Source organism: Desulfosporosinus cupriresistens (assembly GCF_001707885.1).
Lineage (GTDB): Bacteria > Bacillota > Desulfitobacteriia > Desulfitobacteriales > Desulfitobacteriaceae > Desulfosporosinus.
Window position 1 is genome coordinate 1 of the sequence record NZ_MASS01000060.1, and the last position, 25,966, is coordinate 25,966.

28 protein-coding genes and 1 riboswitch are annotated in these 25,966 nt (G+C 41.3%); of the genes, 7 read left to right on the plus strand and 21 right to left on the minus strand.

The window, feature by feature from the left end; genetic code table 11:
• Both DSBG_RS18040 and spo0A read right to left on the minus strand, forming a co-directional pair.
• Positions 1–351, minus strand: a 351-nt coding sequence (locus tag DSBG_RS18040; protein WP_242877734.1) for an ABC transporter substrate-binding protein, incomplete at its 3' end; no start/stop codon positions are given.
• A 497-nt stretch (positions 352–848) separates the two neighbouring features.
• A complete protein-coding gene (gene spo0A, locus DSBG_RS18045) occupies positions 849–1,649 on the minus strand; it encodes a sporulation transcription factor Spo0A (protein ID WP_009621579.1) in 801 nt (266 codons plus the stop codon).
• A gap of 493 nt (positions 1,650–2,142) precedes the next feature.
• Here spo0A and DSBG_RS18050 point away from each other — a divergent pair, with 493 nt between their 5' ends.
• Positions 2,143–2,331 carry a ferredoxin gene (locus DSBG_RS18050; RefSeq protein ID WP_009621581.1) on the plus strand — a complete coding sequence of 63 codons (189 nt, stop codon included), beginning with the start codon at positions 2,143–2,145 and terminating at the stop codon, positions 2,329–2,331.
• A 66-nt stretch (positions 2,332–2,397) separates the two neighbouring features.
• Here DSBG_RS18050 and DSBG_RS18055 read toward each other — a convergent pair whose 3' ends face one another.
• The 7 genes from DSBG_RS18055 to DSBG_RS18080 all read right to left on the minus strand — a co-directional run bounded on the left by DSBG_RS18055 (position 2,398) and on the right by DSBG_RS18080 (position 9,416).
• Positions 2,398–3,279: a ferredoxin-like domain-containing protein gene (locus tag DSBG_RS18055; protein WP_068965855.1), complete on the minus strand. Its 882-nt coding sequence runs from the start codon at positions 3,277–3,279 to the stop codon at positions 2,398–2,400.
• A gap of 9 nt (positions 3,280–3,288) precedes the next feature.
• A complete protein-coding gene (locus tag DSBG_RS23265) occupies positions 3,289–3,435 on the minus strand; it encodes a hypothetical protein (RefSeq protein WP_009621586.1) in 147 nt (48 codons plus the stop codon).
• Positions 3,436–3,737: 302 nt separating this feature from the next.
• Positions 3,738–4,190, minus strand: a complete 453-nt coding sequence (locus tag DSBG_RS18060; RefSeq protein ID WP_068965857.1) for a hypothetical protein — start codon at positions 4,188–4,190, stop codon at positions 3,738–3,740.
• A gap of 216 nt (positions 4,191–4,406) precedes the next feature.
• Positions 4,407–4,757: a hypothetical protein gene (locus DSBG_RS18065; protein ID WP_009621592.1), complete on the minus strand. Its 351-nt coding sequence runs from the start codon at positions 4,755–4,757 to the stop codon at positions 4,407–4,409.
• 599 nt (positions 4,758–5,356) lie between these two features.
• Positions 5,357–5,896 carry a CDP-diacylglycerol--serine O-phosphatidyltransferase gene (gene pssA, locus DSBG_RS18070; protein WP_491005791.1) on the minus strand — a complete coding sequence of 180 codons (540 nt, stop codon included), beginning with the start codon at positions 5,894–5,896 and terminating at the stop codon, positions 5,357–5,359.
• The gene (locus tag DSBG_RS18075) at positions 5,893–6,531 is read right to left on the minus strand and encodes a phosphatidylserine decarboxylase family protein (RefSeq protein ID WP_068965859.1); all 639 of its coding nucleotides are present in this window, start codon (positions 6,529–6,531) and stop codon (positions 5,893–5,895) included. The genes pssA and DSBG_RS18075 overlap by 4 nt, the downstream gene beginning before the upstream one ends.
• Positions 6,532–6,596: 65 nt before the next feature.
• On the minus strand, positions 6,597–9,416 hold the full coding sequence (locus DSBG_RS18080) for a helicase C-terminal domain-containing protein (RefSeq protein WP_068965886.1): 2,820 nt from the start codon (positions 9,414–9,416) through the stop codon (positions 6,597–6,599).
• A 115-nt stretch (positions 9,417–9,531) separates the two neighbouring features.
• On the opposite strand from DSBG_RS18080, the gene DSBG_RS18085 reads away from it, so the two are divergent.
• The 3 genes from DSBG_RS18085 (at position 9,532) to DSBG_RS18095 (ending at position 13,029) form a co-directional block, all read left to right on the plus strand.
• The gene (locus DSBG_RS18085; protein ID WP_068965888.1) at positions 9,532–10,035 is read left to right on the plus strand and encodes a hypothetical protein; all 504 of its coding nucleotides are present in this window, start codon (positions 9,532–9,534) and stop codon (positions 10,033–10,035) included.
• A gap of 164 nt (positions 10,036–10,199) precedes the next feature.
• Positions 10,200–12,233, plus strand: coding sequence for an aminodeoxychorismate synthase component I (gene pabB / locus DSBG_RS18090; RefSeq protein WP_068965861.1), 2,034 nt, complete (start codon positions 10,200–10,202; stop codon positions 12,231–12,233).
• Positions 12,220–13,029, plus strand: coding sequence for an aminotransferase class IV (locus DSBG_RS18095; RefSeq protein WP_068965863.1), 810 nt, complete (start codon positions 12,220–12,222; stop codon positions 13,027–13,029). The genes pabB and DSBG_RS18095 overlap by 14 nt, the downstream gene beginning before the upstream one ends.
• Positions 13,030–13,168: 139 nt before the next feature.
• On the opposite strand, the gene DSBG_RS18100 is transcribed toward DSBG_RS18095, so the two are convergent.
• Entirely contained in the window at positions 13,169–13,432 is a 264-nt protein-coding gene (locus tag DSBG_RS18100) for an antibiotic biosynthesis monooxygenase (protein WP_068965865.1), read from the minus strand.
• Between the two features lie 268 nt (positions 13,433–13,700).
• Here DSBG_RS18100 and DSBG_RS18105 point away from each other — a divergent pair, with 268 nt between their 5' ends.
• Positions 13,701–14,021 carry a hypothetical protein gene (locus tag DSBG_RS18105; RefSeq protein WP_009621619.1) on the plus strand — a complete coding sequence of 107 codons (321 nt, stop codon included), beginning with the start codon at positions 13,701–13,703 and terminating at the stop codon, positions 14,019–14,021.
• Positions 14,022–14,472: 451 nt separating this feature from the next.
• Here the strand turns inward: DSBG_RS18105 and DSBG_RS18110 are convergent, their stop codons facing one another.
• The 7 genes from DSBG_RS18110 to DSBG_RS18140 form a co-directional block, all read right to left on the minus strand.
• The gene (locus DSBG_RS18110; RefSeq protein ID WP_068965867.1) at positions 14,473–14,916 is read right to left on the minus strand and encodes a DUF2383 domain-containing protein; all 444 of its coding nucleotides are present in this window, start codon (positions 14,914–14,916) and stop codon (positions 14,473–14,475) included.
• Positions 14,917–14,970: 54 nt separating this feature from the next.
• Positions 14,971–15,276, minus strand: coding sequence for an EscU/YscU/HrcU family type III secretion system export apparatus switch protein (locus DSBG_RS18115; protein ID WP_068965869.1), 306 nt, complete (start codon positions 15,274–15,276; stop codon positions 14,971–14,973).
• Positions 15,273–16,376 (minus strand): hypothetical protein, encoded by a 1,104-nt coding sequence (locus DSBG_RS18120; protein ID WP_068965871.1) that lies wholly within the window; start codon positions 16,374–16,376, stop codon positions 15,273–15,275. Before DSBG_RS18120 ends, DSBG_RS18115 begins: the two co-directional genes overlap by 4 nt.
• Before the next feature lie 164 nt (positions 16,377–16,540).
• Complete coding sequence (locus DSBG_RS18125) at positions 16,541–17,131, minus strand: DUF2103 domain-containing protein (RefSeq protein ID WP_068965873.1); 591 nt, start codon at positions 17,129–17,131, stop codon at positions 16,541–16,543.
• Between the two features lie 15 nt (positions 17,132–17,146).
• The gene (locus tag DSBG_RS18130) at positions 17,147–17,629 is read right to left on the minus strand and encodes a metallophosphoesterase family protein (protein ID WP_068965875.1); all 483 of its coding nucleotides are present in this window, start codon (positions 17,627–17,629) and stop codon (positions 17,147–17,149) included.
• 42 nt (positions 17,630–17,671) lie between these two features.
• Positions 17,672–18,772, minus strand: a complete 1,101-nt coding sequence (gene mqnE, locus DSBG_RS18135; protein ID WP_068965876.1) for an aminofutalosine synthase MqnE — start codon at positions 18,770–18,772, stop codon at positions 17,672–17,674.
• 124 nt (positions 18,773–18,896) lie between these two features.
• Complete coding sequence (locus DSBG_RS18140) at positions 18,897–19,268, minus strand: hypothetical protein (protein ID WP_068965878.1); 372 nt, start codon at positions 19,266–19,268, stop codon at positions 18,897–18,899.
• Positions 19,269–19,401: 133 nt separating this feature from the next.
• Between DSBG_RS18140 and DSBG_RS18145 the strand changes: the two genes are divergently transcribed.
• On the plus strand, positions 19,402–19,845 hold the full coding sequence (locus tag DSBG_RS18145; RefSeq protein WP_009624644.1) for a DMT family transporter: 444 nt from the start codon (positions 19,402–19,404) through the stop codon (positions 19,843–19,845).
• A 14-nt stretch (positions 19,846–19,859) separates the two neighbouring features.
• On the opposite strand, the gene DSBG_RS18150 is transcribed toward DSBG_RS18145, so the two are convergent.
• Positions 19,860–20,381, minus strand: coding sequence for a hypothetical protein (locus DSBG_RS18150; protein WP_068965880.1), 522 nt, complete (start codon positions 20,379–20,381; stop codon positions 19,860–19,862).
• Positions 20,382–20,524: 143 nt separating this feature from the next.
• Between DSBG_RS18150 and uvrC the strand changes: the two genes are divergently transcribed.
• Positions 20,525–22,336 (plus strand): excinuclease ABC subunit UvrC, encoded by a 1,812-nt coding sequence (uvrC, locus tag DSBG_RS18155; RefSeq protein ID WP_068965882.1) that lies wholly within the window; start codon positions 20,525–20,527, stop codon positions 22,334–22,336.
• Positions 22,337–22,680: 344 nt separating this feature from the next.
• On the opposite strand, the gene DSBG_RS18160 is transcribed toward uvrC, so the two are convergent.
• The 3 genes from DSBG_RS18160 to DSBG_RS18165 form a co-directional block, all read right to left on the minus strand.
• Positions 22,681–23,418, minus strand: coding sequence for a C40 family peptidase (locus DSBG_RS18160; RefSeq protein WP_242877736.1), 738 nt, complete (start codon positions 23,416–23,418; stop codon positions 22,681–22,683).
• Positions 23,419–23,422: 4 nt separating this feature from the next.
• Positions 23,423–23,562, minus strand: a riboswitch (cyclic di-AMP (ydaO/yuaA leader).
• Between the two features lie 729 nt (positions 23,563–24,291).
• The gene (locus tag DSBG_RS23270; protein ID WP_157998526.1) at positions 24,292–24,453 is read right to left on the minus strand and encodes a hypothetical protein; all 162 of its coding nucleotides are present in this window, start codon (positions 24,451–24,453) and stop codon (positions 24,292–24,294) included.
• A gap of 217 nt (positions 24,454–24,670) precedes the next feature.
• Positions 24,671–25,966 (minus strand): PFL family protein (locus DSBG_RS18165; protein WP_068965892.1); only part of this gene is annotated, 1,296 nt, incomplete at its 5' end.

Consider the following 25,966-nt stretch of genomic DNA (forward strand, 5'->3'; position numbering starts at 1 on the left):
GGCTCGCATCCATGCAAATTTAAAATCATTTGCCGTTAGCGGATCACCATTGCTAAATCTGGAGTCACGCAAATGGAACGTATAAGTCAGACCATCAGCTGATACATCAATTTTCTCCGCAATAGCTGGCTGCGGAACGTTGTTCACATCTAAACGTGTCAGACCCTCAAACATAGCCATTTCCATAATCACTTCAGAAGTATTATTGGACATTTGAGGGTCCAATGTTTTGGGTTCGGGTCCCGGGTTATAACTAGTTTTCATTTTTCTGAAGCTGCAGCCTGGTGCCGTAATGCATATCATCAGAGCAACTACTAGTATTAGCGCTCCCAATTTATTCTTCCTAAACATGTGATTATTCCTTCCTTTCTAAGTACCCACACGCTTTTTAAACGCATTATTGGTAAACATATAACAAAGTTAAAAGCATTATTCAGACCTTATGTGGCTCTATAATCATTCCATAGAGATTGAAAAGGCAAAGTAGAAGCTTCATTGTAACAACTTGTCTTGGAAAACAAAAACAGACAAAAACACCTTACCTTGTTTATTTATAAGGTGTTTCGTCTGTTTTCTAAGTAATAATTGTTTTGAATAAAGTGCACCCTCTATCTCATCCAAAGTTATCTTTCAGTCGTTTGTTTTGAGGGATTTAAAAATATATATTATTTATAAATTGCTAAAAGATCACAGCAAACAATTCAAATGAAAACCTCCAGGTTATTACGATTTTACAGATTCGATTATTTTAATAAAAGAGATATGGTACAGCAGATTTGCTTTGACTGACTTAATTTGACCTAGATTAACTTGATGACTTAGATTACTTAGATTTAGATTTACTTAGATTAACTCACTTTACTCATCACTCTCAATTTGTCGGCTAGAAGTGCAATAAATTCTGAATTTGTGGGTTTTTGTCGTTCAATATTCATTGAATATCCAAAAATACGTTTTAACGTATCTGTATGTCCACGTTCCCAAGCTAACTCTATAGCGTGACGAATTCCACGTTCTACCCTACTAGGTGCAGTATCAAACTTTTTGGCAATACCCGGATATAATTCCTTGGTTACAGCTCCTAACAACGAAACATCCTCTACGACCATCAAAATTGCATCACGAATGTATTGATACCCTTTAACATGGGCTGGAATACCAATTTGATGCATCATCGTGGTTACTTCAACGTTCAGATTAAGTCCGTTTCCCGCCGTTGACACGATGGGAGAACTTGAAGAAGAAAACTGTTCGGGTGCCGCCGTAGGCATATCCTGCGTTAAAGTACGGATACGTTTACTGAGAATATCAAGATCGAATGGTTTTAAAATAAAGTAATCAACTCCAAGCATCATCGCTTGGTGAGTGAGAGATTCCTGTCCGAAAGCCGTTAACATAATAATTTTCGGTCGAGTCATTGTTGTACGATTATTAATTCGTTCCAATACGCCTAAACCATCCAAATTTGGCATCACTAGATCAAGAATAATCAAGTCCGGTTCCTGAGTTTGAATGAGTTCCCAAGCTTCTAAACCATTATTAGCGACTCCAACAATAATTAAGTCTTCTTGTTCTTGGAGATAGTTCTGTAGCATTTGACATAAATTACGATTATCGTCCGCGACAATTATTTTTATTTTCTTACCCATTGTACCATCATCCCGCCTTAACTGTATTCCGGTTCACCTAATTGCCTTTATCAGCGTTTGTTTCACTCCGGTGCCCTTATTATACGTTAGGCTGGATGTCGAAATCGTAAATAATAAGGCAACTATGTTAAGCCGTTAATTTAACGAGAAAGGCTTATCGGTAAAGGGTTTATGGATATTATTGGAATTTTCTATTTACCGCAAAATCTACTACAATTTTCCATAAGCGATTCTTACACTATTAAATAAACGAATTGTCGTGAACAATATCGAGTTTAAGCAAAACATATCCTCCTGAGAAAAAATAACGTGTTATTGAAGCAGGTAAAGTCTATTCGTTGCATACAACACCCACAAAATTGTGCTTTTTTACTGCATTGCTCACGGATCGTCTGATCTTAAACCAAATCTATTTCGAAAATAGTAAATGTTTTATGAATAGTTGACTTTAACAAGGAGAGAATATAGCTAGTTAATTAAAGGAGGGTACAATATGATTGCTGCAGTTGACAAAGATACTTGTATTGGGTGCGGAGCTTGCCCAGAATTCTGTCCCGAGGTCTTCAAGATGGAGGATGACGGATTAGCCGTAGCGTATACTAGCCCGGTACCAAGTGAGGTCGAGTCAGCCGCTAAAGAAGCCGCTGATGGCTGCCCAACAGACGCAATTCATGTTAACTAGTTAAGAAATGAACGTCAAACCTTAAAAAGACAGTAAAAGCGGATGATACCATCCGCTTTTACTGTCTTAATGCATAGCTTTTTCTGCAACTTCATGAAGTCCATCTAGGCCAATTCGATCAATGAGACGCCCAAGCCGTTCTTGAGGTTTTGCATTTTCCTTATAGTAGGAAATAACCGCGTCCACCACTGGCAGAATTTGCTCTTTCTGAAGATTTTCCAAAAGTACATCTGCTTTCCTCGGCTTAACGCCACCATTTCCTCCTACATAAAGGTGATAGCCCTTGCTCGTCCCCATCAGACCTAAGTCCACAGAAGCTGCGTCTGTACATTTATTTGGACAACCTGCTACCCCCATTTTAAATTTTGAGGGCAATACCATCCCATGATAATGTTTATCAATTTCTATCCCTAAAGCTAGTGTTTCTTGTAATCCTCGCTTACAGAATGTCTCACCTGGACAAACCTTCACACTCCGCACACATAAGCCAACGGCATGCCCAGGATCCATCCCCAGATCTTCCCAAACCTTCGGGACATCTTCAGGGAGTAACCCGACGATGGCAATTCGCTGGGCAGATGTCACTTTAAGCGCTTGAGCATGGTATTTTTCTGCTACATCTGCAATCTTACGTAAAATTTCAGGAGTTACCACCCCCGCTGGTATATGTGGCGCAATCGAATAAGTCTTTTTATCCATTTGCAAAATAGACCCTGCTGGCTGAGCCTTTGCAGCGGCCTCAGCAGATATCTCCCCTTGTTCAACAGAGTTTACTTTTTCTAACAACACATTCGGATCAAGATTATGCATTTGTGCTGCATTGGCCAAAGTTTCATTGACTGAAAACGCACATCCTAGACAATGTAATCCGAGTTCTTGCATAGCTTCTGCAGTCTTTGGATTTGAAGTCATAATATCCTTCAATTTCATATCCAATGTAAAACGCATAGTTATCTCCTAACCATGAATGAGCATTGGTAAACAATGCATACATACATGTTTTTCTTCACCTTGGTGGACATAGGTTATTACGGGGGTTAATTCACTAGTCGTTCCACAGTTAGCACACTCCAATTCAGGAGCCTCTTTTTTTACGTTTGCCATCAAAATAACCTCCTTCTTGTTCATCAGTCTATCATGGTACTCTCTGATAGAATGTGACGTAAGCCACACTTTCACGTGTATTTTGGCACTCCTTGTTGCGAAAAAATGGTATCAGCCCACAGTTTAAGCAATTTGTCTAGAAAATATACAGTAGTACAAAGTAAATAGAACTGGCTCGAGATGTTCGAAAAAATGAAAAAACAATCCGAGATATAACTCTCGAATTGCTTTTATTACTCTCAATGCTCAATTTAACGTTTCTATCAACTCGGCCATTTGCAGAACAGTTTTGACGTTAGGCTTTAAAGATTATTTATCCGCTTAATTCGTTCAATTCGCCAACCCTTTTTCGCTTGCTTTAGATTCATTGAAAATGTTACATTTTGAACTTCTTGAACAGGCGATGTCCAATAAACACGTACTACTACCGTTTGTGAAGATAACGAATCCTGGTCTGAATTCATAAACTCCACTTTTCGTAAGGTTAATAACGGATCTTTATTCAACAAAGTTTGCCAAGCAATAAATTCATTTTCATCCAAAGAACCCGCCGGTAAACTGAGTAAGTCGCGGGCGAGTTCTGTTTGCCGAAGATCCATAAGCGACCAAAACTGTTGAATAGTCGAACGTGGAGAGTTTCTGTAATGAGAATCCGCCAATGCTGATATCACTGTTTGGGGCGTTTTAAAGGTGATTATTGTGATTAGACAGAAGACTGATAACCCTAGTAACCATACATAACGACTGTGACGCATAATTTCCCTCCTTGCTTGTCTCTACTATACATTGTAGGAGGGAAAAGTCCTTTTCATTCCACTTTAGCCAAAAACTTTTCTTAATACATTAAGTACAAACTCTGGTAAACGAACGTAATAAATTCGCATAAACTCATTCCTCCTTTTCATCCGTTTCATCCGTTTGAAATCTCCCACTCAGAGGTAATGTATGCAGGTACAATTACGAATGCCCTTTTAGATCACCTGGTAATTCTTTACTGCCTCTTCAAGCTGAACAACGAGAAGACGTTCCTCCTCTGAATTCGCCGTAAAATAGAGGCGGCCAATGATTCCCGTAATAACTTTAAGAACATCTTCCAAAACCAATGACTCTTTCATCGCTAATTGAGCACTCGTTTCAATTAAGGCAATTCCAAATTGATGCCCTACCCCTTCCTTCGCCATTCGGGTGCAGCTTTTTCCTAACAATCGCATAACTAAAGAGGCTTCCTGAACATCCAGTTGGCGAACCACATCAATCGTTGTAGTTAATCCTTGAACCATGCGTAATCCTACACTATTCCAACTAACTTGTTGACTATCCATTAACTGCTTCCTCCTTAGAGATCACTTCCGTGCCATATTATATGCTTCATCCGGGGAAGGGTGAAAAAAACTAGCAGGGAAAGTAAATTACCAGTACCTTCCCTGCTAGTTTGAAGTTTGTATATATCACTTAGTGCACATTTCCCTGCTCCAAGCGCGACATCTAATAAGCATAATACAATTCACGAAAGCGACCAGACACAAGACTGTGCACATGGAATGTGCCGTCTCTCATGCAAATAAGCCGATAATACAAATCGAGAACCGTCCTTGCCCCGTTCTACACATCTCCAAAGCAAGACTAAACCTCCCAAGCTCGGGACGCAGTGTGACACGAGCGCGCCGTCTCTACGTAAGCAGAAAAGCAAACTTCCGTGTATGCGACCCCAGATACGGGGCAGTGCACAAGGATGTGCACTGCCGCCAATGCGCCAAGGACGGTGCTTTTGGCACGATAGTCTCCAGTGGAGATTATCGCCGTAGGCGGTTCTTTAAAAGAATACTATCGCCGAAGGATGAACCCCGCTCCCCATTTAGGAGCTTACACGGTTAGTTTGCTCTGCGTCGTAGGCACTAAGCGCTGTGTCACACAAGTCCCCCTACTTACTCAACTTTGGCACTTTAAAAGTAGACACCATTAAAAACGCCAAAATCACCATGCTAGCAGGATAAATATACCAAGGCATCATATTTCGCAAAAACATTAATAAAGCCATAAAGCCACCTGCAAAAGTAATAGGCACACCTACAAAATAGGATGTAATATTGAGCATATTAAAACGTGCTAAACGAACGGCTCCACATAAGGCAAAAATTATAGCAATGCCTAAACCTATATACCTTACATACGATAAGTGGTGAGGCTGTAAAATTGCCTGATAAGTAAGAATTGCTGGTGCAACCCCAAATGAAACTAAATCACTCAAAGAATCGAGCTCTTTTCCAAAATCTGAGCTCACAGAAAGCCGACGAGCCACCTTTCCGTCCAAGCTGTCCATGAGAACAGAAAGTAAAATCATTGCAGCTGCTAATGTAAAATTGCCTTCCAAGACCCAGATCAAGGCTAGAAAACCAAAAAGCAAATTAGCCAAAGTAAAGATGCTCGGAATCATGCGAGCAGGAATTGGATTACCCCTCAATCGACACTCACTCTCCCTATTACGCTTACTCCTCCACGCACCCTATCCCCGGGACTAACCATAATTGCTACATTTGTCGGAACAAAAATTTCAGTACACGAACCAAACTTTATTAAACCAAACCTCTCCCCTTTGGCTACGATGTCCCCAATATTCACCCAGCACACGATCCGTCGAGCAATAAATCCGGTTACTTGAGTTACTAAAACTTGCAATTGTTTATTTTGGATCCCTACATAGTTCTTCTCATTCAGCTCTGAAGCGTGACTTTTAAAGGCAGGGATCATCTGTCCCGGTCGATAGGCACGAAATACAACTTTACCGACCAACGGGCTTCGATTAACATGGACATTAAAAACACTTAAAAAGATACGGACACGTATGCTTTCACCGTTAAGAAACTGATCTTCAAAGACCCTTTCCACATCCATGATAACGCCGTCAGCCGGGGAAACTAACGTTAATTCATCAGTTGGAATATCCCTTTCAGGATTGCGAAAGAAAAATGCAACAAACAAGAACACGATACCCGGTAAAATAACAAGCCACGGCCAAGCCCAATAGGCTAAAACCGCTAGAACTGCCAATATCGCCAAATATATCCAACCATCACGAGAAATGGGATATTGTTTCACCTAGAAAATAACCTCCTCCCTTGATTTTCTTTAGTTTATCATTTTTATGATGATTATAAAAGCTCTTAGTCTAATTCACTTGTATTCCACTCCTCGATTCTACGAAGAACAAGCTCATTTTCTCCACGGACATGCGTTCGAATCGGTAAAGAACTTAGAAAGAACTTACCATAATACTTATCAATCACTCGGTCGTCAAGCAAAATGACAACCCCTCTATCCCCCTTGGAACGAATAAGACGGCCAAACCCTTGTTTAAAACGGATTACAGCTTCAGGTAACAAGAGTTCTTGAAAGGGATCACGTCCTTGTGATTTTAGGAATTCCGAACGGGCCTCAACCAAAGGTAACGTAGGTGGCCAGAAAGGAAGTTTAACTAAGATGACACAAGATAATGTATCACCTGGTATATCAATTCCCTCCCAAAAACTATTAGCACCTAACAGCACACTCCTTGGATTTCTCTTAAAGGCTTCAAGCAAGGTACTACGTTCCCCATGGATTCCTTGGGCGAGTGTTTCAATACCCGCTCGTGCCAACCTTGGATACAATGCAGCATAGGTTTCTCTTAATAATTTATGAGCAGTAAAAAGAACTAGAGTCCGACCATTCATGCGCTCTGCTACTTCAAAAATAAATTTTGTGAGATCCATTGCCTTCTGTTCGTCAGAATTTTGGTGGTTCATGCCCTTTTTTACCACAAAGAGTCGCATCTGCCGTTCATAGTCAAAAGGTGAATCAACCTGTTCTGTAATTGTTGTCCTCGGTAATCCAATATCTCGTAGAAAATGGACAAACGAATCAGATATACTCAACGTGGCCGAGGTTAAAATTACAGCATCAAGGCGAGAAAATATTTTTTCTTTAAGAATATCGCTAACTTCAATTGGGGAAGTTTTTAAATAGAGACTCGAATTTTGTTCGAGCCAAGTCACTTGCTTCGGATTATCTACGTCTATTGCTTGTATCAGGGTATCCATAAGGACTTGCAACTCTCTTTGATGGCTGGTTAGAACGTATTTTAACTCTTCAACCTCATCAGCGTCTTCTCCACTCAAAGCGTTTTTTAAACTTTCCAGGGCAGCCCCCAATGCTTTGATTCGTCCAAACAAGTTCTCGATTTGAACATTGAGCCCCGCCCACCATGTTTGGGCAGCATGGCTTGCGACAAATCGAAACGTACGGTTCGTTCCTAATATTAGCGACAGTAACTGGAACAATTCCTGAGCTTGATCAAGAATCATATGACAAATTTCAGGAACATTCTCCAACCTTTTCTCAAAGATTTCCCAAGGAACTGATGGGACAATCTGGGTAAGTGACCGCAATCGTTGTTTAACCATTCCGTAGAAATTGGGACCAGCCTGTCTATAGATATTACTAACAATTTGGGTGACATGGTCTAGATTCAGATCAGAACCCAAGTGCTGGAGAGCAGTTTGGTATATCTGATGGGCTTCATCAATCACCAACTGATGATATTCCGGCAAAACATTATAATCCGTCTTCAGATCGGAAAAAAGCAATGAATGATTTACTATTAAAAGGTCTGCTTCCTCTGCTTTCTTCCGAGCTCTTTGTAAAAAACAAACACCTGCCTTCGAACACTTGCCAGGAATACAAGTTTCATTGTCCGCACTTAAACTGGGCCAAATTTGCATAAGTCCAGGAACCTTCGAGAGTTCCTGCAAATCTCCCGTCAAGGTTTCTCTTAGCCAAACAAGAACACTTAAGAGGGCAAGCCTTTGCTCTCCTCTTGGAATTTCCCGCGAATTAACTAGGCATCCCTGCCATTTTTTCAAACAACAATAGTTACCTTTACCTTTCAAGACGGAAACACGGAATGAAAAAGGTAACACATTTTCCAAAATCGGGATATCCTTTTTCTGAAGTTGTTCCTGTAGTGGAATGGTGTGAGTCGCTACCACAACTTTTTGACCTGTCTTTATTGCCGACCATAAGCACGGAATTAGATAGGCAAACGATTTCCCCGTTCCTGTTCCGGCCTCAACAACGACATGTTGCGAGGAAGTAAGACCTTCTGCAATAAGTTTTGCCATTCTTACTTGACCTGGTCTGCTTTCATAACCCGGTAGATTACGTTCGAGGATTCCCCCCGGTGAAAAACTATCGACAACCCACTCGATTGAGCTAGGAACGTTTGCTGTTGGTGTTTGTCCCGGCGCAAATATCCCCTCAGAAATAGGGGCCAGCACAAGATCCGTTCGAATCTGGCGGTCAGGAAAGCGACGTATAATCTCTTGATATGCCTCGTCAATAAAACCTTTTCCTGCCCATCCCTCAAGGAAACTCTTAGCTTGGTCAAAAAAACTAAGATCAAATTTTAGACCTTTCAACCTACAAGCCTCAAAGAGTTTCCATGTCAACCAGGCATTCGTTTCTGAACGCTGATGTCTAGATCCGTCCCCCAAGGCCAAGGAGAGCTTTTCAGCTAAGTAGGATAACTGGTAGTGATGCACTGTAGGAAAAAAGATGCGAGCTAATTCCAGCGTATCCCATTGGGAATTCTCAAAATTAACTTTCAATTTCTTTTCTAGGATAGAGAGGCAAAAAGATAGCTGATGCCCGACTAAAACTGCATCCTCAAAGAAATTCAATATTTCTTGATGGTGCTCATATATTGGTAACGAGTTAGTAAACTCTTCCGCAGATAAACCTGTGCGCATTAAAGTCTTACTCGTTATTTCTTGCTCAGGCTGAACAAAAAAATGACATGATTCTTGAATCTGTCCATTACGAATTCTTAGTGCTGCGAATTCAATAATTTCATCATGCTCAACCTCCAAGCCCGTTGTCTCTACATCAAAAACCACGATGTCTTTGCCCACAGTGTTGACCCCTCTCTTGGTGCCATTGTACACCATTTTATCGAAAGGAATCAACGAAAAGCAGGATTTAAGCATTCTGTAGCGAATAACGTATTGGGTAAATAAATAGGTTGTCGACAAATATATGGTTAGGAAGAAGGATACCCCATTGTTGTTCAAACGGACCATTTCTACATTCGGACTTAGCCTTACAGTTTTATTTTCTAGTCTATTCCTTAGCGGTTGTTCAGAAAGACCCTTTTTAACCCAAGATAGTTCATACGTTATTTTATCTGTTTCCCCATCAGGAACTACTCAATCAGAACACATCGAATTACCATGGAATACCAATATGGCTGTCATGCAGAAATTACTTTTGGAGTCTTCTTTTGTTTTGAGTGATTTGCATTCTCCCAGTGACCTGAAATCGTCGGATAATGACCCTCTTGGAACGACAAGCCTACAAGCCAATTTTCCAGAACCAAAGCGCATGACGTTTATTGTAGATGATCACGTTGTTACCCTAGAGGTTCAGTCCCTCCAGATCGAAGTTATAGGGTCAAATGTTGGGCAGGTTATTATTAATCAAACAATAATCTTACAAGGGATAGATAACCCTAACCTTCAGCCTGCATTTGAAGCATTGACTGATATGTTACATGATAAAGATGAATAGAAGTTGCGTAAAGCAACTTTTATTTTGGTTATTCTGAAATAGTTGCATCTATGCACCTTAAATTTTATGCTCTCTTATATGCTGTTTATAAAGGCTCCCTGACACAATAATATCAATGTGTCATCTACTAGTACATAGAACATCAGGGTAAAGGGGAGACAATAATGATATTTTTGCTAGACAATTATGATTCTTTTACTTATAACCTTTATCAATACTTCGGTGAACTTGGTGAGGACATCATTGTCAAACGTCAAGACTCCTGTACCATAGCAGATATCGAAGAAATGCATCCTGACCTGATCGTGATTTCACCTGGTCCCTGTACTCCCAGTGAATCCCCATTATCCTTAGCAGTCATCAAACACTTTATGGGGAAGGTCCCAATTCTAGGTGTCTGTCTCGGCCATCAGGCTATAGGACAATTTTTTGGTGGAAAAGTCGTCCGGGCGAAGCGACCTATTCACGGAAAAACAGTACCCATTCGTCATGACCAGCAGGGCGTCTTCAGTGACCTTGTTAATCCTTTAGAAGTAACCCGTTATCATTCCCTGATCTTAGAACATTCTACCCTTCCTGAGACATTAATTATTACTGCTGAGGCAGCCGATGGCGAAATCATGGGTATTCGTCATATTACCCTGCCCATAGAAGGAATTCAATTTCATCCGGAAGCCATCTTAACTCAATCTGGACATCAACTATTAAAAAACGCTATCCAGAATGCCAAGAAGTGGCAGGCCCAGAATTCGCCCTCACCTTGGATCGTCAAACCACTCTCCGTTTCAGTTGCACCTTATCTCTTATTCCAAGCCTTTAAAGATGAACCCTCTCCATTTTTCTTAGATAGCGGAAACGATTACAAGGAACTTGGCTGTTATTCATATATGGGATCATCCTCTTTCTTAGAGGCAACAGCTCATACAAACCAACTTGAGCTTTTTTGGCCAAACCGCTCGCAACGCGAAATTTTACCTCTTGAAAAATCCGAATGTTTTGACTTCATTAATAAGGCAAATCATAAATACCATGTACCACATTCTCCGTTTCCCTTCTCTGGTGGGGCCGTAGGTTTTTTAAGTTACGATTTAAAAAACGAGATTGAATCCCTTCCCAACTCTGCTGAAAATGACTTAAAATTGCCTCTTTGGCGTTTTGCTTGGTATGATGGAATCGTTATTTATGATCACTTGCAAAGAAAATATTGGATCACGGCCTGCGGGATTGACGAAAACGGTAAATGCCATATCGATCTAGCTCATGCTCGCCTCGAACACTTGGAACAAATTCTATACTCATATGTACCAGAGGAACTTTCCGAACTAGATGCGCTTGATAATCTAACTACCCTTTCTGAGTCGATCATCAACCCCAGCGTCTCTCATGAGCAGTATTTAACTGATTTACAACGCGTGATTGACTACATCTATGCTGGAGACATTTACCAGGCCAATCTAACCCAACGTTTTTCCATAGCCTGGAAAGGTGACGCCTGGAAACTTTATTCTCAATTGCATAAACAAAATCCTGCTCCTTTTGCTGCTTTTCTACCTTATTCGGATTTTCAAGTGCTTTGCAGTTCTCCCGAACGGTTTATCCGCATACAACCGGATGGGAGAATCGAAACTCGTCCGATTAAGGGAACCCGCCCTCGTGGAGATTCACCATCCGAAGATCGTTTACAAGCTGTCGAGCTTGAAAACAGTATTAAAGACCGTGCCGAGTTAACCATGATTATTGATTTGGAACGCAATGACCTCGGACGAATATGCGAATTTGGTACCGTTAAAGTCCAAGATTTAATTGCCCTTGAAAAATATCCCACGGTCTGGCATCTAGTATCGACCATTACGGGGCAACTTGTAAAAGGGCTAAACCCCAGCGATATTTTACGAGCAATTTTCCCTGGCGGCTCGATCACTGGTGCTCCTAAAATTAGAGCCATGGAGATCATAGAAGAATTAGAGCCTCACAAACGCGGGTTATACACGGGTAGCATTGGTTATATAGGCTTTGATGGCGCTTGGGATTTAAATATTGTTATCCGGACGATCTTCTTAAAGGAAAGTCAGGCTTATGTTCACGTTGGCGGCGGGATCGTCGCAGACTCAATACCCGAAAGTGAATATTATGAAACGCTTGATAAAGCAAAAGCGCTGTTTAGAGTGCTGAAAGGACGCTTAAATGATTCCATGTGAGACATTATTATCCCATGATCGCTTGGTTTTATTCGGGTTTGGGGTTTTTGAAACGCTTCTCATTACTGAAGAAGGGGCGCTATTTGTTGATCTTCACTGGCAGCGCATGAACATAGGGGCTGATTTACTCAGTCTCCAACTACCAGAAAAAACTGAATGGTTGTCTCGAATCCAAGAGTTTATCAAACAATCTCTGAGCCCTCTTCCCTATGCACTCCGTATCACGCTCAGTGGTGGAGCCCCCCTAGCTAATCTCCCTTCTAAGCTCTTTTTCCACGAACGATCAATCCCCTATACACCTGAACAATATAGCCAAGGCATACGGCTTCATATCTTGCCAACCCTTCGTAACGAACATTCCCCCTTGGTTTCAATTAAATCAACAAATTATTTGGAAAATATTCTGGCCAAGGAAACTGCTAAACTTCAAGGTGCCGATGAAGGCGTGTGGCTTAATACCAAAGGATATATTGCAGAGGGTACGATGAGTAATCTTTTTTTTATTAAAAATGAGACACTTTTCACTCCCTCTCTTGCCAGTGGGTGTTTGCCTGGAACACGTCGCCACCTCATTCTCAGTTTAGCTCGTTCTCTGCAAATTCCAACTCAAGAAGGCTTGTACCCTTTATCCGACTTGTTCTTGGCTGACGAAATCTTCATGACTAATGCCCTCATGGGTATAATGCCAGTTTGTCAAATTGATGATATTTCCTTTCCAATTACCCCCAAATCAAAAACGAAGGCTCTAGATTTAGCTTATAAAACTTTAATTAACAAACATATAACAACCTACTAATGGCTTCTACACCTTTTTAATAAATAAAAACGGGATGGCAAGAAGAGACTTCCAGAAAGTATGAAACAAAAAGATATGCATGCTTTCTGACTAGTAATAAAAAAATGGGCCAAGGGTTTTACCCTTGGCCCTCTTCTACTTAATACTTCTCTTCAAGTACCTCAAACATTTGTGGCGTTGCTGATTTAAATGCCTTATTTTCGCCAACGGTGTCTGCCCAATTTTCATAAGCAGACCGGTTTTCCCATTTCGAAAAAACCATTATGTCTGATGTATTGTCTTGTTTGTTTACTGAAGCAAATTTAAATCCTTCAATATTTTCTACGGATTTGATTCCAGTTCGAACTTCTCCTAGAATGCGGTCTGCATCAGGACCATTAAACGTATGAATAACTGTAAGCATATTTTGCCTCCTTCGAAACTACAATTTTGCATAGTTAGTTTATCCTGAACTCAATTACTGTATACAATTTAGCGTGTGAACTTTTACTCGACAAAAGGCATAATTTAAGATGAGAAGAATTTTTGACAAGAATTAGAACTATCTCCATAATCTATAAGCAGTACTGACGTAGTGTACAAAAAACCCATCGTTTTATTCAACATTTCATGCTATACTGAAATTGAAACGTCAAGTGCTTATCTAAAAGTAGCACAAGGGGGGAATATTAATGAAGCTTAGTTATTTACGTACAGATTTCCCTAATGGTCGTTCACACATATTAATGCATGATTCTGAATCTCCTAACCCAGAACTTGTTCATTTTGTATTGGTTCTAAGTAATAAAGGAACGTTGTGGGTTGACGTTTTTTGGCCTTACGATGAAGAATCCGACAGGTATACCGGGAGAATCTCGGAACAACAGTTTTGGCAGACCTTCCGTGAATGGAGATTACAAGGCGTTCTTCTTGGTGATAGCGGAAAAGTCGCTGAAATGTTAGCAAGAAAGCGCTTATCAAAGAAGCGAGAAAAGGAAGCGCTATCCAGCTAATAAATAATGTACAAAAAAAGCGGCCGTAGCCGCTTTTTTGTACTAATCAGAATAACTTTTCATACATACATTTTCTACGAGGTCCTCACCATCACGGCATCTAGCCAATCCACACTGCAGGAGTATGCGTAATAAGTTGCAGTGTGGCGATAAGCTCGTCCGCTTATCGTCCTGGCGATGCTCTAATCTCGAACGACTGTTCGAGCCTTGGCGGCACTATAACCTCGAACGTCCTGTTCGAATCATGGCTACAGGGACGCTCGGCCGTCCATGTCCTCCGCATAAGTACGACTAAAGTGGCCACCCTCACCTATGGCTAACAAGAAGGCTAATACGTGCGAAGACAGTGTCTTCAAGAAGGGTTAATTCGTGCGAAGACAGTGTCTTCGTGCGGGCACCAGCCAAGTTTTCTCCCCGGTCCTAGCAGTTTTCTTAATTCAGCAGATTCCTATTAGATATTACTGTAAAGACCTGCTCTTAGACTCTGCAGTTGTTTCAGATGATCATGTTCGTCAGAAAAGATCGGATTCAAGACCTCTTTTTCCGCACTACTCAAAGAACGCTCCGAATACTGTACAGCTCGGGCTAAACCTTTATCCTCGCCGTCATAAAGATGTTCCAAGATTTCCAAGGGTGTTGCCTCTCCCATATTAGTTAGACGAGTTTTCCAATCTGCAATAATGCCCCCTAAACCGACACCTTCTTCTGCTTGTCCCCCATTAGTTTGAATGTAATAAGATATTCTAGTGGCATGATTTTTATGATCTGTCAGAATGGCCGAAAGGTGGTTACGAAGTGGGCCGTCCGTAAGTTTTCCAATATACGCTTGGTATTGTTCAATCGCCATATGCTCGCCCTGAAGGATCTTATTCAGCACTTCAAATGAAGTATTCATATAGGCCTCCTGCATTATTTTTCTTTCAGTATAGTTTGTGAAGCATTCTCTGAATTATGTATGCTTAGATGACCTGGTGGCACGTAATTTTGCTTTGTCTAATCTATAAATGAAAGCCAGGATCTCTGCCACTGCACGATAAAGTTGGGGTGGAATTTCCTTTGTCAGCTCGACCTGCATCAATGCTTCCACAAGCACTTCATTCTTTTGTATAGGAATTCCTTCTGCTTCAGCGGCTTCGATCATTTTTCGGGCAATCTCCCCTGCCCCTTTAGCGACGATACGAGGTGCCTCTGTTTGATCATAAAGCAGTGCTGCAGCCTTATCTTTCTTATCTTTTTTTTCAATCTTCTCTTTCATCTCTGAACATCAACCCCACTTCGCCTGATTCCACGCAGGAAATTCTGAAATTCTATGTTTTGGTCTAGATCTCCTGTTTCGACTTTGGCTAAATTGAAACCAAGCTTGGAAAATGCCGCTCTCGTTTCAGGTATTACCTCCTCAATGAGCTGGGGTAGAAATGGGAGGTTACGAGTGAGGACCCGGAATGTTAGAGAATCCTGATCAAAAAATGCATCAATCCCAATGTCGCCAAGTTGCTCGGTTTCAATTTCAATCGCTACACGACAGTGCTGTTCATCCATTTTAGATCCTTTACGAGCACTTTCAATCGCTATTTTCACTGGCATAGGTTGTCCCTGATTTAATAAGGGGATATGGAGCAGCATAAAGGCATTATCTAGAACTCCTGTTTTAAACCATAGTTGTTGTCCTGTAATTTTCTGAAGTAAATGCGCTAAGGGCCCATCAGGTTCATGCGATCCTTGTCCTTCTTGATGCTGAATGGCTTCGAGGAGCTTAAACTTAAAGGTCTCTTTAAGGCTGTTCTTCTCAACTTCCTTGGCCTGAGTATCTAGTTTTAGCATCTGTTGTAAACGCTGTTCATAATTGAGCCCAAGTTTTCTTAAACACTCTACAAATTTTTCAGCTCCGTTTTCTTTAGACAACTCCTCCCACTCAGGAATTGTTTTTTTTAAGCTTACAATAAATTCGTCTGTCATTGTGCCTTGAATATTCTCTAAAAAATTAAATGGTTCTGTATGCGCGTTCGGAAATGTTTTAAGCAGAGTAATAATATCCTGATTAATAGGCAATCCTCTTTCCGTAAGCTGCTGAAACTGTTGAGGGACAACGTGAATATCTTCTTGCTTTTCCATCAGAGGTTCGCGTATCAACAATAAGTTCCTATCTTTCACAGCGCCTACTCTAACCCAAAACCTTTCTCCTGATTCGGTTGAAGTTTCCAAAAGAGCAAAGATGTCTTGCCCTTTTACCCGAATGGTCGCTTCACCTTCTCCTGTTTTCCGAACTACTTCTACTAACAGACGCTCGCCAAGCTGCCATTGATTAAGCCCTACACCCTTGATTGCCCCCAGCGCTAATATGCCATCTACTGCCATACGACGGACCCTCTCTCCTTACTGAGCGTACATATTTTTGCATGCTCATCTTAACAATTCGATTGCTGTCCTAGTAGGAATTTTTATGAAGTTCATTCTTGTCTATTCTTTAAACTTAGATATTACGAAAAACAGCTTAGGATAAATATTTTCCTAAGCTGTTTTTATTTCTGTAGTGAATTCTTAAACTTCGCTTTAGCATCTTGTACTCTTATGTTTTCAAGTGATTTTTTCAGGTGGCTTAAAGCTTTGAGAGTAGCAAGATCCAATCGTTCAGCAACATTCGGGGAATTTTGATCTCCTAAAATCGCCCTCTGGCCTTTACGGTATGAATGTTTTTTGGGGTGATGCAGGCCCCGCGTAGATGTCTGGTTTTCTTCTTCATGTCTCGATTTTTGTGGAACGTTGGACAACTTTTTCCTAGCAGGTGATTGCTGGTTTCTTGCGGAGGTATTATTAGATGCCAGTGGCAGCGCATCCGATGGGAATTCCTTCTTTACCCATTCCTGAACACAAGCTGGGTTTTTGGTCACCACAAAGACTTCTTGAATAGAACCATTACTTTTCAGCAAAAGTTTACACCCTGTTTGAGTCTCATATTTATAGACAATCCCTCGTTCTGAGGAATGACTTACCTCAATAACCCCAGGAATAATGTCTGTTACCTCTCCGAGACAACCTAAATTCTCTAACCAAAGCAAGGCGTTCTGGATAATGCCGTGTTCGCGTTTCACTTTATTCCTGCGATGTTTCATATATTCCACCGACTTTCAAAAGTACAAATGTTTGGCATCAATCTGTTCTTGTTGGATATCCAATAGTCCAAAGGAATATTGAGGCTCACGTCTTTTGTCCGTCGGAGAACCAGGATTGAATAACAAAATACCATTTCGCCATTCCATAAAAGGGGTATGACTATGGCCGAAAACAATCAGATTAACGGGAGTTTCCTTAAATTCTGCATAAGCACGGTCAGGAGTACTGTTTCCCTTTCCCACATTTCCGTGAACTAACCCGATCTTCCATGCTCCACATTCAATGACATCACGATCAGGCAAAGAGACATCCCAACCATCACAATTCCCTCTTACTGCCCGAACAGGTGCAATGGAAGCTAATTCTTCTAATAAGCCCATATGTGTCAAGTCACCAGCGTGAATAATCATGTCGACTTCAGTTAAGTGTTCCCAGACAAAACGGGGAAGTGATTTGCCCACTCGCAGATGGGTATCTGACAATACCGCGATACGCACTTGATTCACCTCTTGGTTATAACTTTACTCCCGAGTGCTGATTTAGCAGGGAAACGTTTTCAAAACATGATAGTAGGTATCTCGTTCAACAGCCTCTAAACCCACTTCATGGATCATATCGATAAGCTGTTGCTCACTTTGCATTTGGGGACTGGTTGCCCCTGCTGTATGATAAATTTTCTCTTCGCGAACAACTCCATCGAGATCATTAGCACCGAACGAAAGAGCCATCTGAGCTACTTGAGGACTGGAAGAGACCCAATACGCTTTAATATAACGGAAATTATCCAGAATCAAGCGGGCTATGGCAATCACTTTAAGCGTGCGAAGCGCACTAGCTTGAGAGACTTCTTCGAATTTAGTGTTTTTGGGATGGAAGGCTGTGGGGATCAGGGCAAAAAAGCCTTGTGTTTCATCTTGTAATTCTCGCAAGGCCAGAAGATGATCGATCAATTCCTCATCTGTTTCAATGATACCGTACAGCATATTGGCATTAGTAGGTATTCCCATTTGGTGCGCAAGTTTATGAATCTCTAACCAGCGTTTGCCACTTAATTTTCCGGGACAAATGACCTCTCTAACTCTTGGGCTAAAATTTTCAGCACCACCGCCCGGTATAAAACTGAGCCCTGCTTCCTTAAACGTTGTCAGAATTTCTTTAACAGGTACATTTTCCATCTGAGCAAAAAAATCATATTCTGCTGCAGTGAATGCCTTTAGGCTCACTTGAGGAGCTCGTTCTTTGATTTTTCTAATCATATCTAGGTAATACGAAAAAGGCAACTCAGGATGTATCCCCCCGACGATATGAATTTCCGTAACTCCTTGATCAGCAAATTGCCCTGCCTTATTGACCACCTCTTCAATGGACATTGTATAAGATCCTTTTTCCTCAAGGTCTTTTGCAAAAGCGCAAAACCCACAGCGTACTTTACATACATTACTATAGTTAATATGGGCATTATTATTAAAAAATACCTGATCACCAGTCATGGCGCGTCTCCGTTCATTCGCCAGGTAAGCTAGACCAAGTATATTGGTTGTCTGTAAAAGTTGCAGACCATCTTCTCGATTAAGCCGTTGATCTGAAGTCATTTTTTTATATACATCTTCCAACCCTTTTAATATTGGATCAAATTCCACTCCGGACCCTTCTTTCCTATAATTACTATTATTTCTATTATAACATAATTCTCGAAATTCGAGAAAAGATAATGAACAGACAAAAGGGACTGTAAGCGTTTTCCACTTAGAGTCCCAGAAATTGTTAATGATAATATTTCATCGATTGACGTTGACGTTTGATCGCCTTGCGCACTTCATTCGCAACCCGCCATGTTTCTGGTTGGTCGGGAGTCATTAACTCTAATTTTCCAGATCGTTTATCTATTAGTATATCAACGGTCGGCTTGCGCCCTTGTACTTTTTCTCCGGGGTGGAGAATATCGATTCCAATTTTATGTTCATCATATTGTGGAGGAACAAGGTAATTCAAAACTTCTTCTGTAGCATCCATTAACTCTACCACTTGTTCTTGTGGATACCCTTCTCTTAAAAGAATATCACGTACTTGATTTAAAGGATGTTCCATTGTGAGTAGCATCTGGGCGCGTTGCACTAAATTATAATCGATGTCCATACGCCACCTCTTTTTTTAAATTTTTTTTATTACCCTTTCATTTTTCCCTCAACCTTTCTAATGAATACTGATACATCTTAACGAACTTGGCCATATTTACCATAGTTAAAAAATAAAACTGAGGAGGCTTACTATGTCGAAATTACTTTCTCTTCCCTTTGTAATTGCAGCAATCTCGGGGGTTGCTATGGCCATACAAGGGACCCTAAATTCATCCTTAAGCCAAAAAACATCGCTGCTCTCTGCAACACTCATAGTCCATATCATCGGGACTCTTGTCGCCTTGATTGCCTCACTTGCTTGGCGATCTCCGCTTTTTAAATATAGCTGGGTTTCTGTTCCTTGGTATCTATATCTGGGCGGTATTCTTAGTGTCCTTATTGTTGGACTCGTTGCCATAAGCATCCCAAAAGTGGGCGTATGTAACGCGACCACAGCGATTATCATCGGTCAAGTTAGTATGGCAGTGCTTATTGATCATTTCGGTTGGTTCGGTATAAGTCGTCTACCTTGGACTCCTTGGCAACTCGTTGGCATTGCTTTATTTGCCGCTGGAGCCAAGCTACTTTTCCGCTAATTCTTGAGCATTATTTATTTTGCACGACCCACGATTAAAGCCATATTATTAATAATGGTATAAATCTCCTCACTGACAATGAATTTTTGAATTTGACCATTAGCAGTTAAGATAACCGTGTTTTTGCCGGTTACGGTTTGATCACTTTCAATGAGTCGGAGAAGAAAGGCATAAGCATCGTTACTTACTGCGAGCTGCTTAAACTCTCCATTGGCTACAAAGATGACCCAATATCCAGTAGAAACTTCGTTTTTCCCATTATTATAGAGGGCATTGGATACGCTCGAAAAGTCTTGTCCAAGTGACTGCTGTGAATCATTCGCATCCGGGTAGAGATTCGCTGAATTATTTAGCGTATAGTTATCATTCAGCGTACTCGTTTGAGTTACAGGATCAGATAAACGAGAGTATATATCTTTAAAAAAGTTAGGAAACAAAATATAACCAACAACCCCAATTATGAGAATCCATAGAGCCAAGGCTTGTAAATCATGCCATAGATCGTTACGTGGTGGTCGTCCCCAGGCACTTGGCATACCGTCCCCCTCCATTAATATCTCATTTTAGCTTCGCAAATGTCTATCACTAAAACATATATACGTTCATTTTTGCAAAGATATGTGTCTAAAGCTTGCATCTCTGAAGTCCACCCTCTAGAATAAGAACTGAGGTGGGAAAAATGGATCTGCTTCGACAAAAACTGAGCTTATTACCGGATAAGCCGGGTGTTTATCTGATGAAAGATACTTTAGGACAGATTATTTATGTCGGTAAGGCAAAAATATTGAAAAATAGAGTTCGGTCTTATTTCACTGGATCACATGACGGCAAAACGGGACGACTCGTAAGTCAAATTGCTGATTTCGAATATATCATAACAGAATCAGAGGTAGAGGCTCTCGTCTTAGAATGCAATTTAATTAAAAAGCATAACCCGAAGTACAATATTCTTTTGCGGGATGACAAAACCTACCCCTATTTGATTATTACTGAAGAAAACCACCCTCGAATCCTCGTTACCCGGCAAGTAAAAAAAGGTAGAGGTAAATACTTCGGTCCTTATCCCAATGCAACTGCAGCTAAAGAAGCTGCACGATTACTTAATCGGCTTTTTCCATTTCGGAAATGCCGTCAAATTCCCACCCGACCTTGTCTATATTATCATTTGGAACAATGCCTTGCTCCTTGCGTCACTGACGTGTCGCTTAATGTTTATGTCGAGATGCGTAAAGAAGTTTCGACCTTTCTTAAAGGAAACCAAAGTGAAATAATCAGACTCTTAACCGAAAAAATGCAAACAGCGTCTGAGGCACTCCAATTCGAACGCGCCAGAGAATATAGGGACCTTATTGAAGACTTAAAACTCCTCGGGGAGAAACAAAACATTACGCTTAATGATTTTGTTGACCGCGATGTTATCGGGTATGCAACAACCACAGACCAAATGTGCATTCAGGTTTTTTATTTAAGACAGGGCAAGCTGTTAGCACGTGATAGTTTCACCTTCCCTTATTATGAAGAACCTGAAGAAGCTTTCATTTCTTTTGTTGCTCAATTCTATCTTGAACGAACTGTATGGCCTCCTGAGATCTTGCTCCCACCGATTGAATCCTTAGTCTTATCAAGCTTACTGCCCATTATCGTTCCTCAAAAAGGAAAGAAACGAGATCTAGTACAGATGGCCATGTCCAATGCTCAGACTGCCCTTCACGACCAAATCTCACTCGAAATACACCAACAATCTGAAACACTGCTTGCTTTAACCACACTCGGGGAACTCTTAAAAATTCCACTTCCCAGTAGACTTGAAGCTTTTGATATTTCAAATATAGGCGGGACACATACCGTTGCTGGTATGGTGCAATTCATCGAGGGGAAACCTCAGCGCAAAGGATACAGAAAATATAAAATTCACCCCATGGAAACCTCTGATGATACAGCTGCCATGGGCCAGGTTATTCTACGTCGCTACGCACGATTGGTTACGGAAAACAGCCCTCTTCCGGACTTGATTCTAGTTGATGGGGGTAAAGGCCAAATCAATGCGGCTTTAAAGGCCTTAAAGGAACTTAACTTAATGATTCCTGTCGCCGGAATGGTTAAAAATGACCGCCACCAAACCCATGGACTTTTGAATCAATCCGGTGATCAAGTCACTTTGCCCAAAAACCACCCCACGTTTTATTTACTTGGTAGGGTCCAGAATGAGGTCCATCGCTTTGCTATCACATTTCATCGTCAACAACGAGCAAAAAGCATGACCCTTTCTGCTCTCGACAACATCACGGGTATCGGGCCGAAACGCAAACAACAATTGTTACGTCACTTTTCATCTCTTAGCGACATTCAAGAAGCAAGTATTGAAGAACTCCAAGCAGCTGGACTGCCCCTGAGCGCAGCTACAACAATCTATCAGCATTTTCGCGCAACGTCCCTACCAGCGCCGTTGCCAAAGGAGGAACCTTTTCATGATTCTAAATTACAGAGTTGAACTGTGCCGAAAATGTTACTTTAAGCGAACCCACAAATGCTTAGTTTCAGATTCTTACATTCAAAATTCGTTGTTTCACTCTACTAAACCTGGGGGAGAATGTCTAAACTACAAGCCGATTCCCTGGTTGCCACAATTTTAGTCTCATTCAGAAAAAATAAAGAAGGGGCTGTGCTAAAACTTGTTACTATATTTTTCACATCCCCACTTTTGCTTCTATATCATCAAAACACAAGCGTCCTCACTCCACTTTAATAGTGAAATGAGGACGCTTATTGATTGTTGTAACCACTTGAAATTTTGGAGACTGAGTTTTCACACATCCCCTTCTCGACAAGTAATAATTATGGGCGACGAGCTCCAATATAACGGCCTGCATAGTAGCCACTAGCAAGGCTTGAAATACTCACACCATTATTCGATGCAGAAACAAAACGTCCACCACCGATATAGATCCCAACATGGGATGCCCCTTTAGTATACGTTGAAAAGAATACTAAGTCACCTGATTGTAATTGAGCTCGGCCTATAGATGACCCCACTCTAAATTGCTCTGAAGCAGTTCTTGGTAAAGAAACGCCTGAGTGCCTATATACATATTGCGTTAATCCCGAACAATCAAACCCTTTGCGGCTCGATCCTCCAAACACGTAGGGAATGCCTTGTAGGCTTAGTGCATGATCTACAACCTCAGAACTATCCGATCGAGATACCATTATTAAGGATGTTTCTGCAACTCGAACAGGTTTTTTGTTGTTTGCCGTAGATCTCTTAGTCTGAGGCATTTTCGTGGGCAATGCAGTGTCTGCCACTAAATTACTTTCGATTGAAAAATGCTTATCTACTGAGGAAGTAGTTTTAGCTATCACGGGTTTAGAAATCCATTTCATTTGTTTACGCACTGCTTCTGTATACGTGCTGTTAGGTGTTATAATTGAAACCTCAGTCATTGTCTTCTTTAATGAGCGGATGGTTGTTGTTTGTGTTTGTGTTGTAGCCAATGTTGGCAGGCTGCTTGCTAAAAGTAAGCCCGCAAAAGTAATGCTTCCTAGCCACATCCGCACAGATGAGGAAAACGGCAAGAAATTGTCCACCTTTCATAAGCTTACGAGGTTAGTTGACGGATTCGGGCCGAAGGTGTAAGCCCTACACGTGAAAAAGCGCGTGATTCACCCCAAAATAATCCCCCGTTCCAATACATAGATTGGATTCAGCTTTTTAAATGTTTTTATATGGTTATTTTATGTTGTCCCTTAGTTATTCGTTACATAACCTTAAAAATCCTGCTATATTTCATAGGGTATAATACTTTTTGCCTTAATATCGTTTAGTCAGTACTGAGCTTCATTATTTTCTCACTCGAACTGCACCCCTTCCCATCTATGAACCTACGACGCATTATCTGTGATTCCATATCATCTAATACATTTCCCTAAGACGATCTATCTTACTCACACTCTCCAAAGTAGAAATATGTCACAATTTCTTTTTTCTCGAGTTTTGGGTACCCTCTGGTACGCCAAAACTTATACCTTCTTATATAAAAAAACAAACGCCTCTCGGTTGAGAGGCGTGCTTTTCTTTGGGCGTTAGGAAGCTAACGAGTCAATATTGCGGCTTAGGTCAAGTAGGTTTTCCCACTGAGTTCCTTCAGTTTCCCGTAAGGCGATTTCTCCTTTTCCTCAGCCCGAGGTGTCACCATCACTCAGAACTTGATCGCCACTGAGTCCGCACTTCAATCCTCGTTAGTACACGTTCTAGAAGTTTCCTTCACACTCCTTAATAATCTAGCCTCTTTTGCAGAAAAGCATTTCCGGCAGTCTGAAATGCATCGGCCAACACAGGCCAGACCCTTTTAGCCTTCCCAACTTTTCCACTCAAGGCAGGCTACACTGCACTAAGTTCCTTCCTAATGCAGGTTCTACCCTAAGCCGTAGCCCCTTAGAGCCACGCACTTAGGCCTCCACGGAAAAGGGTAACGCCCGCATGCCATTGCGGATCCCCCTCGTCCTTAACCCCCAGCAGCAACCCTCGACTGGGCGTCGAAAGCCACCACCAGGAACTTCATCGGTATGCCCTCGGCGGATTATTAGGCCCGCCCTCGATTGCCAACTCATGCACTAGAATAACGCTCCATAACCCAAAGAAAAACAAATTGCATTAATTACAAGAGTTATTGTACCTGATTTTTACGGATTTGTAAAAATCCTCTCTATCATCTATACGCTTGATATAATGAGCATAGACATTATTTGTTCTTCTAAATTACCTATTCCTCAATCTTGAAGCTCAAAAACCGTAAAATCCAGGTTATTCTAGACATCGTCACTAATTTTAATTTGAAAGGCTAATAATTGGCGCCGGAATACGTCCTCCACGGTTCACAAACATTTTTGAAGAAAAGGGATGAATCGCCATAACTGGTGCTCCACCTAACAATCCTCCAAATTCTACCCTCTCACCGGCCTTTTTCCCAATCGCAGGAATGGCTCGTACCGCAGTTGTCTTTTTATTGATCATTCCTATCGCCGCTTCATCTGCGATAATGGCAGAAATCGTTTCTGCACTGGTATCTCCCGGAAGCGCAATCATATCTAACCCCACAGAACATACACAGGTCATCGCTTCCAACTTATCAAGAGTTAAAGCACCTACTTCGACTGCTTTTACCATTCCAGCATCTTCCGAGACAGGTATAAAAGCTCCGCTTAACCCCCCGACGTGAGAAGAGGCCATAGCTCCACCCTTTTTAACTGCGTCATTTAGCAACGCTAAGGCGGCAGTTGTTCCATGCGTTCCACATCGTTCGAGGCCCATATTTTCAAGGATTTCTGCTACACTGTCACCTATTGCAGGCGTAGGTGCCAACGAGAGATCCACAATTCCGAAAGGAACATTTAAACTCTTCGATGTTGCGCGCCCAATCAGCTCTCCCATCCGGGTAATTTTAAAGGCAGTTTGTTTAATTAAATTAGATAGTTCGCCAAAATCCGCTTCAGGAAATTCCTTTACGACTTTAGCCACTACCCCAGGACCACTAACCCCTACATTTATAACACATTCTGGTTCTCCTACACCGTGGAAAGCACCAGCCATAAACGGATTATCTTCGGGAGCATTACAGAATACAACTAATTTCGCAGCAGCTATCCCATCTTGGTCTGCAGTTCGTTGAGCACATTCCAAAATCACTTTACCCATTTTCAGAACTGCATCCATGTTTATACCTGTTTTTGTCGTTCCAATATTCACAGACGAACAAACAAATTCCGTTTCACTAAGTGCTTGAGGGATAGCGTCTATCAGCGCCAAATCCCCAGCTGTAAAACCTTTTTGCACAAGAGCAGAAAAGCCTCCAATAAAATTAATCCCGATCTCTCGGGCGGCTCGATTCAATGTTTTAGCAATTCGCACCATTTCTTCAGTGTTTAAGTGAGCAGCCGCGATGGCGATAGGAGTGACAGATACTCTTTTATTGATAATGGGAATCCCATAGCGGGCTGATATTTGTTCACCTACCGTCACTAATTGTCCCGCATTTTTAACGATCTTATCATAAATTTTCTGTTCCATCCGAGCAATATCTTCTGAGACACAATCAAGTAAACTAATCCCCATCGTAATTGTTCG